Origin of the sequence: Methanobrevibacter sp. (genome assembly GCF_045539575.1) — an archaeon.
Taxonomy (GTDB): domain Archaea; phylum Methanobacteriota; class Methanobacteria; order Methanobacteriales; family Methanobacteriaceae; genus Methanocatella.
Map to the genome: position 1 here is coordinate 1 of NZ_JAZQFM010000058.1, position 13,770 is coordinate 13,770.

The window sequence follows — 13,770 nt, forward strand, 5'->3', positions numbered from 1 at the left end:
TACATTATTCATTTACAAATGATATTATACTATATCTAATGTAATAGCATATAAACTCATACCAAGAGCAAATGAAGAGTATTCACTCGAAAGAAAATTATAATAAAAATGTACACCTAAAGCCAAGATGAACAAAAAAAATAGAAAATAAACAATATTGAAACAAATAAACACTTAAAAAAAAGGTATTTACAACAGTATACCCAAACTTGCGATTCATCCTCGACTTAAGAAGTCGAGTTATTCTCGCATTTTTAAGATAAAAATTAATAACACTTTCCTACTTAACTTAACAAATTGCTATCAAAAAAAACTTCATGAATAATATGCATCGATTCAATCTCAGTATATCTTACCATATTCTTTAATGATCTTCTCGATTGACATATCATTCTGGAGAGATTGCAATATGTCCTTTCCTGGATTGGTGTGCTTTTTAATACGTTCATATAATGGTTTTAAGAATATTTCCTCACCAATTGCCCTATTTTTTAGGCCATCTGCCGCAAGATCCACTATATCTTTGGATAACCTGCACAAATCATTCTTATCAATAAATGATGGAACTTCATCATGAATCAACAGTTTCCTAAGTTCCGATGCAGTATATCCGTTATGATAGATTACATCGTCATTATCAATGATGTAGCTTAACTCATCCAAATTGTCCTTTAAACCTAAATGGAATGCTGCAACACACATTGAATCCTTAATCGGCTGAGTGCATATGCTTCTGAATTCAACTGTTCCCCTAAAAGTCAGATTGATGAATTTAAATGGCCTTAGATATTTTATATCATTTATGCAAGGCCTAATGTCAATTTTTCTATATTCTCCCCTGCAGTATATTTCACCACTTACATAGTCACTTGCGAAATAGTCCAAGAGATTCATTGACGGAAAGTTAATGTATGCCCCATCCCTCATGACGCAATAGATATTCAGTGATTCAAGGTATGACTGAAGATCATTGATGTCCTTGAAATCGACATCATATGCACCGATATTATGCGGATTTACACCATGGGTCGAATACTCCCAAAGCGCATCCCTAAAGCAGGTCAAGTGATTATGTTCTTCTATCAAAACGGAATTGGAGAACAGTAAAGCTTTGATCGGCTCTATTTTTGAAAATATATTAATGGTTTTTATTAGATTGTCTTTTTGAACATCCAACTGAACCTGGGATGCTGATGAAAACATACCATATTCAGGGTATTTATGAAAATACATCGGAATGTTGTTATAATTCTTAAACGATTTCAAGTGATGATAGAGCATCAGGTATCTTTCTGAAGGAATTGGCTTGTTAATATTGTATTTTCTGTATGGATTTATTCCCATTCCTGTTAATATATGATCATACTCTTCAAATGACTCCTTAACAAAAGAATAATAGTCACAAAAGCGTTCATTAATGGAAAACAGTTCTTTTTCCTTACCCATTGCAAATTCGATATTATTGTATGAACAGTCATAGCAAACGATATCATCGGTTTCAGGATTTTTCAGGGAAAACACATTGCCGTCATAGTCAATTCCATCTTCCTTAAAATCACAGTATTGCTTTTGAAATTCGGAAGTTACTTTGTGAACCACATTAAAATCCACCGCTTCCCTGTTCAAGTTGATGATTGGAATTTCAATTTCAATACCTATGTAATTTTTAACCTGATTTGTTGGTTTTATAAACTCCTCATACAATTTACTTCTAACCAAATCATGACTAATCATTTATTTCATCCCGACTAATTGCTTTTAAGAGCTCTTCCATTGCTCTTTCATGTTCTTCAGTTAAAATGAATTCATTTTCATGCTCTTCACTTTCAAAAATGATACTCCCATCTATCAATCCGAATAACTTATTCAATTCGACTGATTTCCAGTTTTCATCATCAGTCAATGGTGTGGATGCCACCAGGAATTCCTCGTCATTTTTAAGATAATACAAGGAATCCCTCATGTTGGAGTGGATATAAGTCAAGTCCCCATCATAAAACATAAGATTGAGCTTGTTGTTCCTGGATAAATCAGTGATTACTTCTGTTAAAAGATTGAATCTTTCCTTAATTGTTGATGGTGCATTTTTAGCTTTTTCAAACTCATTTACTTTATCGATTATGTATAAAAGTATTCGCTCAGAATCAGTGTCACCATTTTCCACATCCCTGTATTTATCCAGTTCAGGGAAATCGAAAATGGTTCCGTTGTGTATTAACATCCATGATCGATTATTATCATCCGCTTCAATAAATGGATGACAATTGGGAGATATAATTTCGCCCACAGTTGCTAATCTGATGTGAGCGAATACATTTTTACCAACAACGGGGTTGGATAATATATCTCTCAAGTATTGACTACATGTTGCTTTTATTGGTTCTTTACGTATAACAAATTCATCTGATTGCATGGTTGCCAATCCCCATCCATGTGGATGCTCTTCTGAATGATTGTAGAAACATTCAAGGCACTCATTTACTTGTTTTGGCGTATTTGAATTAAAACAAAAAATTTCACACATCGTATATTATCCTCCCGTAATTTTTTATCACAATTGTTATATTATGATAACTATTGTTATATTATTCTTAGTATATAAAAGTAATGCTAAAAAAAGAGTGAGAGGCAGTGATTAACTACCATCCCAAAAAATTTTATCCTCAGAAATTGGTTTTTTGAGAACGCCCAACTCAACTTCCAGATTCATGAACTCGTTTACATCATCCTTGAAACTTTCATTTAGACCTGAAATGAATGGGAAACCTGCAATAGCTTTTTTCTCAACCTCAACATCACTGACAATGTCAGAAGGTAAAAGAGTAGCTGCTTCATCAGTGTTATTGTTGATGAAATCTGTTGCATTCTTGTGGATTTCAAGAATTGCTTTGGTTTCATTAGGATGAGTTTCAATGAACTTATCGGAAGCCACCACAACACAGCATGGATGGTCTGGCAAAATGTCAGATGAATCGACCAACACTTTTGCACCATTCTGCTCTGCAATGCTTACATAAGGTTCAAAAGTAATCATACCGTCAATATTGTTGGTCTTAAGAGCATCATTCATTGAAGGCACTTTCATTGCTGAAACTTTCAAATCATTAATGGACATGCCATTTTGCTCCAAATAGTAAGTGAGCAGCATGTGCTGGATTGAAGCTTCACCAGGAGTGGCTATTTTTTTGCCTGCGAGGTCTGAAACGGAATTGATGTTGGAATTTTTCGCAACGACAATACCTGATCCTTCAGTTTGGGCAGCTGAAATAACCTTGACAGGAACTCCTTTTTCAATTGAAGACAATACAGGAGTTATTCCAACATAACCTACATCGACATCACCACTTGCCATAGCAGTCATCAGGTCTCCTCCGTTATTGAACTGGACTAATTTAGTGTTAATACCGTTTTCTGCATATTTGCCCTGAGCATCTGCAACAAACAATGCTGCATCGTGATCAGACGGCAAATAACCAATTGTTACTGTGTCACTGCCACCGCCCATGAGGAAATATCCTCCAATGGCAACAACAGCAATAACAGCAATGATAATTGCGATAATCTTTTTATCCATTTAATCACCATATAATAATTAGATTGAAAAATAATTAAAGGTTATGATTATGGTCGCAGAAAAGATTACCCAGTGCATGAAGCCTCATGGTGAGGAAGGTGTTGAAACTATCCAAAACATGAATGAAAACCACAAGGAAATATCCGAATTCGCTTTTGAAAAGATTAATGTCGGAGCAAATGACAAAATACTGGATATTGGTTGTGGCGGTGGAGTCAACATTGAAAAGTTCCTTAAACTGACTTCAGAAAACGTGGACGGTCTGGATTATTCTGAAGTTTCAGTGGCCGAATCCATCAAAAGAAATCAAGATGCTGTAGACCGTGGAAGATGTGAAGTCATACAAGCCGATGTCAGGAATATGCCTCTTGAAGATGAAAGCTATGACCTAGCAAGTGCATTTGAAACAATTTACTTCTGGCCGGAGATTGGCGAGACATTCAAGGAAGTTTCAAGAATTATTAAACCAAACGGACAGTTCATGATAGCTCAGGGAACAGACGGAAATCATCCTGATGATGAAAAATGGCTGGCCACCGTTGAAGGCATGCATGTCTATACCGCCCCAGATTTAGAAAAATACTTGCTTGATGCTGGCTTTGAAAGTGTTGAAAGTTATGTGAAGGAAAATGACTATATCATGGTGGTAATTGCTAAAAAATAGCTAACCCCCATATATAATCTGAACCAGCTGAATCTCATCACCATCCTCTATTACACTGTCCTCAATTGTCAAATCCCCATTCTGTTTTGCAACAACAGTTTGTGCAGACAAATCCAATTCAGACAATAGATCATTGATTGTAAAATTCTCAGCTAACTCTCTAATCTCATCAATTTGTTTATATTTTAATCTAAATTCCATATTTTTCATCCTCCAGATTTTGATTTACTATTTTTGCCACTTTTTTTGCTATTGCAACAATTGTCAATATCGGCGGCCTTCCGGGAGCTTCAGGAATTACGCTTGCATCACAAACGTACAACCCATTTATTTCACTTTCAAAATTATTGTCCACAACTTCACCAACAGCTGCAGTCCCTCCGGGATGCGCTCCCTTAAGTGATGTCGCAACAATCGATTTAGGATCCACTCCCAATTTTAACAATATTTTTACTGCTTTATCATATCCTTCCTTTATTAAATCAACATCGACTTTAGCAAGTGTTTTTTTGATTTGGCCTTTCTCGTCTATGTTTCCGATACAAGTATCTGCGAATTTAAGCATTAATCCAATTATGTCTTTATCATCTGCATTAATACCCTTTTTGGCCATTAAAGGTTTCAATTGCATTGAGTAATGAGGTGATAAAAAATAAGGTCCGAATTCTGCCTTAACTCCCATCATAAGCTCATTTTTTAAATTTGCATCTTTTAGGTATCCTCCAACTGTTGTGAAAATATCAAAGAAAATGCTCTCGCCTACATTCTCAACACCTGAATTTTTCAATATCACTGGCGTGTTTAGGGCTCCTGCTGAGACAATAACCCTTTTTGCCTTGAAGATATGCTTTTCATTATTTTTATCAAGTCCAACCACACCAGTTACTTGATTGTTTTCATGTAAAATTTCAAATACTGTAAAGTTTTCAATTAGATTGGCACCATATTCCACAGCTTCACGAACGAAGTATGTCGCATCCCATTTTGCATCAAATACACAGCCATTAACACATTTTCCACAAAATTGGCATTTTTCAAAATTGATGAACTTTGGCATCGGCTCAACAATGTAGCCCAGCTCCTCACCGGCACTTGCAATTAAATTAGTGGAATGACCCCATAATTTCTTGGGGAAATATTTAACGTTAAGCTCGCCACTAGCTTCCAGAAGTTCTTCAAAGATATTTAAGTTCTTATCTTCAAACTGCTGCATTATTGAGTTTGTATAACACCCACTGCATGAAAAACATGCATTTCCTATTGAAGAAGTAGTTGTTCCCCCAATCTCTTCGATGTTAGTTAAATCCAAAGGATATGTCAAAAATTCATATTTCAGTTTATCTTCATCTGAAAGATTATTTTCTAAATGAATTTGCCTTGTTTTCATATGTTTTACATAGGTTCCATTATTTTGATTGCTTCCCTTGTCTAGAATTAAGATGTTTTTTGATTTTAGACTTAAATCCTTTGCAACAGTTGCACCTCCGGCACCTGTTCCGATTACAATAGCATCGTAGATAGGCTCACCTCCAAATAATATTAACAATTGTTATATAATTTTCATATCATTTAAATCTTACTATACCATTACAAAATAATCTCAAAATAATCAGATAATGTTTAATTATCTTTAAAAAATTATTTACAACAATTACAAACCCATACAAAAAGATTTATATATTAAAATATACAATTTTAATTTAGGAAAAAATAACTATTGTTATATTTCCTAGCTCGGGTAAAATATTTCAAGCAAAAGTACATATAAACTAACCTAATTGTTTTAAGACTCCAAAATTAAAACATACACAGTTTGAAATATTAAAACATGACTCCTTAATTCCAAGAGCATCTCTGATGCTCTTTAATTATTTAAAGGGATAAAATGAATTTAGAAAATAAAATTAAAATTGTTGAAAATATTTTAAAAGACAAAAAAGTTGCAATCGGATTTTCAGGAGGTGCCGATTCAACATTGATTGCATACTTATCATCCAAGGTAGCGAAAGACACATTGGCAATTACAATTGACAATCATTTGCTGCCAACAGGTTTTGTTGAAAATACAAAAAGAGTTGCAAAATCCTTTGGAATAAAACACGAAATAATTGACATTAACTTTTATGAAAAGGAATATTTTCTTTTAAACGATTCCAAAAGATGCTATAACTGCAGAAATCTGATGTATTCAAAAATTGAAGAGTTTGCCCTTAAAAATGGTTTTGATTTTATTTGCGATGGAAATAACATCAGTGATCTGGTAATCGACAGACCAGGAATATTGGTTACCTATAAAAAAGGTTTTAAAACACCATTTATAACTGCCAAGTTAACTTCTAAAGAAATTCACGCATACTTAAATATGAACAATATTCCATATTCCAGATCAACTACATGCCTTGCAACTAGAATCCCCACAAATACCCGAACCACTCCTGAAAAAATTCAAAGGATTAGTCATTGCGAAGACTACATTTTGTCTAACACTAACTGTGAAATCGTTAAAGTTAGAGACAATGGAAAGTTTGGTATAGTTGAAGTGGATAACCTGAATGAAATTTTATCCAACGACAACTATAAACAAATCAATGATGAATTAAAAAGCCAAGGATTTAGAAAAGTTGGATTAAATTTATCTCCAATCGATGATGATGAGTTCATCAGCATTGACTTCTGCGAGGATTCATTTTCATACCAACTCCCATTTACAATAAACCTTGAAAATACAAAAAAGCAGCTGGATGAAATAAAACTGGAAACAAAAGAAAAAATAAAGCTTGAAAAGATTACAATCCATGAAAGCGGATTAATAGAGGGACATGATTTTAAAAATTATGAAACCGCATTAGATGTGTTCATGGACATATTGCCAAAATTAAGAAGAAACATAGGTGATTAAATGCCAACAAGATACATAGGTGACGGATACTGGGAAATAGCTTCCAGACAAATGAGCATAGTGACAAGAAGTGAACAGGAAAGATTCAAAGATGCAAAAATCACAGTGATAGGCTGTGGTGGAATCGGCGGCGAAACCATTGAAATGCTTGCAAGAATGGGAATTGGCGAACTGGTTTTGGTTGATAAGGATGCATTTGATCTTTCAAACCTGAACAGGCAAACATTGGCCAACATTGGTGATTTGGGTCTTGATAAAAGTGCAGTGGCAAAGGAAAAAGTTAGATTAATCAATCCCTATGTTAAAGTTACCACATACAATGAACACATCGACCAAAGCAACATCGACAAAGTTATTGGAGACTCAGATATTGTAATCGATGCACTCGACAATGTTTTAACAAGAGTCATTGTTTCAAGAAAAGCAAAAGAAAAAGGAATTCCATACATTCATGGAGCAATACATGGAACTTTAGGTCAAATCACCGTATTTTTACCAAACAGTGATAAAACTTATGAAGAAATGTTTAACCTGCCTTCAATCGGCAAGGAATTAAACGAAGAAACAGTTGAAGCTTTAAAAAATGTAACTTCAGGAGTACCACCAGTCATCGGACCGACACCGAATTTAATAGGATGTCTTGAAGCATTTGAAGCATATAAAATAATAACTGGAGTAGGTAAAGTTACCGTAGCTCCAAAAATATTTACCTTTGACTTATTGGATTTAAGTTCATTCTCTTTAGATGAACTTTAAATCATCTATTTTTCTAAATTTACTCTTTCCGGTGCGGTATAAACAGTAAATCTGTTGTCACGTACAAAACCAACCATAGTGATGTTTCCTGCACGTGCCACATCAATACCTGATGATGCAGGTGCGGCATTTGAAATGATTATCGGAATTCCAACCCTGATTACTTTTATCAGCATGTCAGCAGGCATTCTTCCACTATATGAAATATAACATTTTGAAAAGTCATAACCCTCTTTTGAAGCGGCACCTATTACCTTGTCAACCGCAACGTGACGGCTCACATCTTCACGGATGATAATGTTGTCACCATATTTCAGCTGTGCAACATGCACCCCTGCGGTCTTTTGCCAGATTTTTGCTTCATCAGTCAGATGTTTGATATCCTTGATTATCTGTGTGGCGTCAATACTTAAATCGGACATGTTCGGTTCAATTGTTTTTAGCTCGGATCTGATTCCGCCTGCATTATCTGAATTCACTCCCTGATACTCGAGAAGTCTGCAGACACAGGCATGCTCACAGTTTCCTTTCCTTTCCTGAACAATGCCTTCCTGTTCCATGTCCTCTTCAGGATTGTGTGTGAGTTTTGTTGAAACAAGGACATTTGTACCGTCGAGCTTTATTGATTCAATGTCTGAATAATCCTTAATCAGACCTTCACCAAGACAATATCCTATAGCAAAATCCTTCAAATCTTTCGGATATGTGGAAAATTTCCTCGGAGGCAAATAATCAATGAATAAATAAGTATATTCGTCATCAACACTGTTTTCTTTAATGGTTTTGTATTCACCGTCTTTCCATTGGATAACCTCAGTTTGTCTTAAAAATTCCATTTTCGTCAACCTCAATTATAAATATTAACAATTGTTATATTTATATTTTAAAAAAAATTATTCCAAAAGATTTGTTAAAGCTGAGATGAAATCCTTTAAGAATCTTTCACGTGTTTCACAATCTAGCTCTAAAATAGATAGATATGGATTTAAATCCTCCAGTTCCACCAACAGTAACTCCCCGTCCTGAGTTCTGCAGGCATCTACACGCTGAATTCCATTTTCAATGTCATTCCATTCAATGAATCTCCTGGCAAATTCCTCATCTTTTTTAGTGAAATCATATTTCCTAAGCTCCCACCGTTTAGTTTTATCGGGAGCATACATGGCATATTCCAAAGTATCGTTAATGAAATAGAAAGAAACTTCATATTCAAAGTCAATTGCCGGCTGAATTAACATGTTATCCAATTCTTGGCCAAAGAGCTCTTGTTTAGTTAAAAATTCCAGACCTATTGAATCAGCACCGTCTTTTGGTTTGATAACATATTTATCGGATTCAGGCAACAAATCAAAGTTTTCAATTGAATCAATGGTTAGAATAACCGGAAATCCTTCTAAAGTCAAATCAAGGAGATATTGTTTACCGCACATGTCCGCTTTTCCGGTGAATTCATTGAAAGTCATGATGTTGTTTGATTTGACACGTTTTACAAATGAATCATATACATCTGGAAATTCGCTGACGGGACCTGTATTTCTGAAAATAACCAAATCAACATCTCTTTCAAAGCTTTCAGAATTCTTCGGATTGCATAAGACCAAATCAAAACTGTCTTTTAATCTTTCAGTGATATATAAATCCTCTTCGAAGTAGTCTCTTCCCTTAGCTTCATAATACAGGTCTGTTAAATACAAAATCTTTCATGATAGGATTCCCAAATTCAATTAGTTAAATATTGTTTACAATCATATTTAAACTATTCAATTAAACAGACACTTTCCTTTTTCCAATAACAGTTATTGCAGGTCTTACACTCAGATTTTCCATGACCTTCCGCTTTCCATTTGGTTAAAAATGTAGGATCCTTTACAAAAGGCCTTTGCATGGAAATAAAATCTATATCGGTAGTATTGATTAACTCATTGATTTTGTCCATATCAGACCTGCCCCCACCTAAAACAACTGGAATAGAAACATTTTTTGCGACTTTATCAGCAAAGCCAACCAGCATATCCTGATTTGATTGGCCTTTTCTAAAGTACTGAGGTGACAGGAATCTGGTGATTTGTAAGCTGTCAGCACCATTTTCTGCCAGAATCTTGCAAATTTCCAAAGAGTCGTCTTCATCCTGGTATAAATTAACTTTACAGTGTATATGCAAGTCAGTGGTATTTTTAATCAGTTTGATAATTTCCAAAACCATTCTTACACGATTATATGTGCTTCCGCCGTAATCGTCACTGCGTGTGTTTTCAAAAGGATCCATCACACGGGACAGATAGAAATTGTTACCAATGCATAGCTCTATTCCATCAAAGCCTGCAAACATTATCTTTTTAGCTGCCACAACATAATCAGCCTGAATTGTACGGATATCTTCAATAGTCAAGTCATTGACTTCCATCATCTGCTTGCCATTGATGTTGCAGTTAACAAAACCAATTTGAGCAAGTATCGGAGTGTTGTGCTCATGAGCAATGTCAGTTACTTCCTTAAAATCCTTAATGAATAGTGGAGAGTTAATGTAATGAGTATAGTCACTGAATCTGTCATGACTGTACATTGAAATTAGCTCCGTAGTTATTACTCCAACATTGTTCTTAGCCAATTTTTCATATCTGTCAAATACTTCTTGAGTTAAATTTTTTCCGGAGTCATTTTGAGATTCCCACAGTCCATTTCTAATAATGCGGCTGGAAACGTCAAGATTTCCAAATTTAGTGTTATCAAATATGCCTTTCATAGTTACATATTAGAAAAAAGAATATAAAAAGGAGAAAGTAATTCATGAATTACTTAGATTTAATTAACATCAGAATAATTCTTTTTCAGCCAAATATTTGCCTGTTAAACTTTCAGGAGCGTTAATAATATCATTCAAACTTCCGGTGGCTAAAATTTCCCCACCGCAATTTTCACCATCAATTCCAATGTCAATAATATGGTCTGCATTGGCTATTAAGTCCAAATCATGCTCAATTACGATTACAGTAGCTCCCCTATCTATTAGATTGTCGAATACATCAATCAATACCTTAACATCCAAAGGATGAAGACCGATTGTCGGCTCATCGAAAATGAAGATGGAGTTCTTTTGTGACTTGCCGATCTCAGATGCCAGTTTCAGCCTTTGCGCTTCCCCACCGGACAGGCTTGGAGTGGCTTCACCTAATGTCAGATAACCCAATCCCAAATCGGACAGCTTCTGCAGTTTGGAGGTTACCTTCTTAAGTTCAAACAATTCTTCAAGAGCCTCATCAATTGTCAGTGACATCAAATCTGCTAAAGATAACCCGTTGAATTTTGTCTTTTCAATGTCCGGATTATATCTTGAACCTTCACAGTCAGGACATGTCATTTCAACGTCAGGAAGGAACTGCACATCCATTGACACGCTGCCTGTTCCGTTGCAGGTTTCACATCTCAGCTTTCCAGTGTTGTATGAAAAATCAGCTGTCTTATATTCATCAGACAATTTAGAGAATTCCCGTCTTAACTCATCAAGAACCTTGGAGTATGTCGCAACAGTGCTTCTTACGTTTTTTCCGATTGGTACGCTGTCAATCAAATCAATCTTTTTAATGTCCCCACAATCCAAATCATAAACCGTATCAGGCAATTCTTCACCGTTAATGTGAGCTTTAACAGAAGGATATAATGCCTCCAAAAGCAATGTTGTTTTTCCACTTCCGGAAACTCCTGTTACGACTGAAAGCTTGCCTTTTGGAATTTGAACATCTATAGGTTTTACATTATGAATTTCAGAGGTTTTTATCTCGATAGCACCATTTTCAAAAACATCACCTGATTTGTCTCGAATGATGATCTTTTCGGAATTTGATAAAAATGGAGCGATTTGTGAAGAATCATTACCCATAATTTCATCAAGGGTTCCCTGTGCAATGATGTTTCCACCGTCAGCACCGGCAGTCGGTCCCAATTCAATCATATAATCAGCAATGCCCAATATTTTTGTGTCATGGTCAACCAGAATTATTGAATTTCCGTCATCAACCAGATGTCTGATGACACTGATTAATCCGTTGACATTATCCGGGTGAAGACCTATTGACGGTTCGTCCAGTACATACAATACTCCTGTAGTGTGGTTTCTTAAGGTTTTGGCAAGCTGCATTCTCTGCAGTTCACCGGTTGATAATGTATTGGCGGGCCTGTCAAGTGAAATGTAGCTTAAACCCAAATCAAGTAAAATGGTGGCATTGTCCATGAATTCCTCAAGAATGTTTTCCGCCATCTTCCTGACACCGCCTGGAAGCTCACTTACAACTTCCTGAATCCATATGACAAGCTCCTTTAGATTCATCTGACATGCTTCAGCCAGATTGATTCCGCCTAAAAGTGTTTCCCTTGCTTTTGAATTGATTCTTGCACCATTGCAGTCAGGACAAACCTGTGTTGTTAAGTATTTATTGATTCTTTGAAGACCCTTTTCTGTTTTTGCCTTTTTAAGAGCCTCTTCAACAGCCTTATGGGCATTCCTATACTCGGCATTAAGTTCAAATAACTTCCCGTTTTTAGATGGGATATTGATGTATCTTTTAACGGCAGGACCTTTATAGACAATGTCCTTTTCCTCATCAGTCAAGTCCTTGAATGGGACGTCAATCCTTACGCCCAGCTCGCCTGCAACATGATACATCCATGAAATTCCGAACATGTTCCATGACTCAACGGCTCCCTCCTCAAGTGTTTTTGTTTCATCTCCAACCAATGTTGAATCGTCAATGCCCCTTATATAACCTGTTCCGCTGCATGTTGGGCATGCGCCGTCTGAGTTGAATGCATATTCCTCTGCACCCAATCCATAGAATTCCTCACCGCAAACCGGACATTTGATTGGGATTTCACGAGCCACATTCAATGTTGGCTCCTGCAGGTGTCCGTTTGGACAAGTGTAATTACCGCATCTTGAATACAATAATCTTAAGGAGTTTAAAAGTTCGGTTGAAGTTCCAAATGTTGATCTGATATTGGGAACGTTAGGACGCTGATGAAGTGCCAGTGCTGCCGGAACATATTGTATTGAATCAACCTGTGCCTTTTCAGTTTGTGAAATCCTACGGCGAGTATAGGTTGAAAGTGCATCCAAATATCTTCTGGAACCTTCAGAATACAATACTCCTAATGCCAATGAGGATTTACCGCTTCCGGAAACTCCAGAAATTGCAACAATTTTTCCAAGAGGAATGTCAACATCAATATTCTTTAAATTATGAACTTTTGCTCCTCTAATAATTATCATATCTTGGTACATACATTAACATTAAGTTTTAAAGTATAATAATTTTGCCAATCAATAGCCCTGACTGTCAAAGTGCTCTTTAATTTTCAGATAAAATTCATCACTGGAAAATCCAAAGTCATTATTGAATGACTTATAAGCCAATTCACAGTCTTTATTTAAGTTGAATCTGAAATCAGGCCTTTTATCGAATAATTTTTTAAAACAAGATTTGGAATGCTCAGGCAACGGCACATCTTCAAATGAAAGCTTTTCAACAATCATAATCATTGAAAGAGAAAGAACTGTAAATTGAAGAGCGGATGCGTAGGCGTCATAATATTCCCCATAATCCAGATTGACATCAAAATAGATTAAAAAATTAACAAGCACGTGGGAAATCCATATCAGTGAGTTCGGCTCAAATTTTTCCAGCTGCAAATCAGTGAATTTGAAAAGCAATTTTTCCAAATCAACACCCTCATTCTCCTCACAGTATTTAACAAATTCAGTGAATGAATAATTAGTAAGATATTTGAGATAAGCATCTTTTAACTGCTCATCACAGGAATATTTTTCAATTTTTTTAAAATCTTTCTTTCTTAATACTTTTGGATATGTAAACATTAAATTTC

At 35.5% G+C, this 13,770-nt stretch carries 13 protein-coding genes; 3 read left to right on the plus strand and 10 right to left on the minus strand.

Translation table 11 applies throughout. From position 1 onward, the window contains the following. Positions 1–342: 342 nt before the first annotated feature. The 3 genes from ACKI30_RS07640 to ACKI30_RS07650 all read right to left on the minus strand — a co-directional run bounded on the left by ACKI30_RS07640 (position 343) and on the right by ACKI30_RS07650 (position 3,574). Entirely contained in the window at positions 343–1,734 is a 1,392-nt protein-coding gene (locus ACKI30_RS07640) for a hypothetical protein (RefSeq protein WP_407411327.1), read from the minus strand. Continuing rightward, positions 1,727–2,524, minus strand: a complete 798-nt coding sequence (locus ACKI30_RS07645; protein WP_407411329.1) for a class II glutamine amidotransferase — start codon at positions 2,522–2,524, stop codon at positions 1,727–1,729. The genes ACKI30_RS07640 and ACKI30_RS07645 overlap by 8 nt, the downstream gene beginning before the upstream one ends. Positions 2,525–2,635: 111 nt before the next feature. Beyond that, complete coding sequence (locus ACKI30_RS07650) at positions 2,636–3,574, minus strand: ABC transporter substrate-binding protein (protein ID WP_407411331.1); 939 nt, start codon at positions 3,572–3,574, stop codon at positions 2,636–2,638. 49 nt (positions 3,575–3,623) lie between these two features. Here ACKI30_RS07650 and ACKI30_RS07655 point away from each other — a divergent pair, with 49 nt between their 5' ends. After that, complete coding sequence (locus tag ACKI30_RS07655) at positions 3,624–4,238, plus strand: class I SAM-dependent methyltransferase (protein ID WP_407411333.1); 615 nt, start codon at positions 3,624–3,626, stop codon at positions 4,236–4,238. On the opposite strand, the gene ACKI30_RS07660 is transcribed toward ACKI30_RS07655, so the two are convergent. Both ACKI30_RS07660 and ACKI30_RS07665 read right to left on the minus strand, forming a co-directional pair. Continuing rightward, complete coding sequence (locus tag ACKI30_RS07660) at positions 4,239–4,439, minus strand: MoaD/ThiS family protein (RefSeq protein WP_407411335.1); 201 nt, start codon at positions 4,437–4,439, stop codon at positions 4,239–4,241. It lies immediately after the preceding gene. Then, entirely contained in the window at positions 4,429–5,784 is a 1,356-nt protein-coding gene (locus ACKI30_RS07665; protein ID WP_407411337.1) for a GMC family oxidoreductase N-terminal domain-containing protein, read from the minus strand. The genes ACKI30_RS07660 and ACKI30_RS07665 overlap by 11 nt, the downstream gene beginning before the upstream one ends. A gap of 339 nt (positions 5,785–6,123) precedes the next feature. On the opposite strand from ACKI30_RS07665, the gene ACKI30_RS07670 reads away from it, so the two are divergent. Next, positions 6,124–7,137 carry a 7-cyano-7-deazaguanine synthase gene (locus tag ACKI30_RS07670; RefSeq protein ID WP_407411339.1) on the plus strand — a complete coding sequence of 338 codons (1,014 nt, stop codon included), beginning with the start codon at positions 6,124–6,126 and terminating at the stop codon, positions 7,135–7,137. Further along, a complete protein-coding gene (locus ACKI30_RS07675; protein ID WP_407411341.1) occupies positions 7,138–7,893 on the plus strand; it encodes a HesA/MoeB/ThiF family protein in 756 nt (251 codons plus the stop codon). A 5-nt stretch (positions 7,894–7,898) separates the two neighbouring features. Here the strand turns inward: ACKI30_RS07675 and fdhD are convergent, their stop codons facing one another. The 5 genes from fdhD to ACKI30_RS07700 all read right to left on the minus strand — a co-directional run bounded on the left by fdhD (position 7,899) and on the right by ACKI30_RS07700 (position 13,762). Continuing rightward, the gene (gene fdhD, locus ACKI30_RS07680; protein WP_407411343.1) at positions 7,899–8,729 is read right to left on the minus strand and encodes a formate dehydrogenase accessory sulfurtransferase FdhD; all 831 of its coding nucleotides are present in this window, start codon (positions 8,727–8,729) and stop codon (positions 7,899–7,901) included. A 57-nt stretch (positions 8,730–8,786) separates the two neighbouring features. Beyond that, positions 8,787–9,587, minus strand: a complete 801-nt coding sequence (locus tag ACKI30_RS07685; RefSeq protein WP_407411345.1) for a hypothetical protein — start codon at positions 9,585–9,587, stop codon at positions 8,787–8,789. Between the two features lie 62 nt (positions 9,588–9,649). Continuing rightward, complete coding sequence (locus tag ACKI30_RS07690) at positions 9,650–10,636, minus strand: NADH-dependent flavin oxidoreductase (RefSeq protein ID WP_407411347.1); 987 nt, start codon at positions 10,634–10,636, stop codon at positions 9,650–9,652. 69 nt (positions 10,637–10,705) lie between these two features. Beyond that, the gene (locus tag ACKI30_RS07695; protein ID WP_407411349.1) at positions 10,706–13,168 is read right to left on the minus strand and encodes an excinuclease ABC subunit UvrA; all 2,463 of its coding nucleotides are present in this window, start codon (positions 13,166–13,168) and stop codon (positions 10,706–10,708) included. 39 nt (positions 13,169–13,207) lie between these two features. Continuing rightward, entirely contained in the window at positions 13,208–13,762 is a 555-nt protein-coding gene (locus ACKI30_RS07700; RefSeq protein ID WP_407411350.1) for a hypothetical protein, read from the minus strand. Positions 13,763–13,770 lie beyond the last annotated feature (8 nt).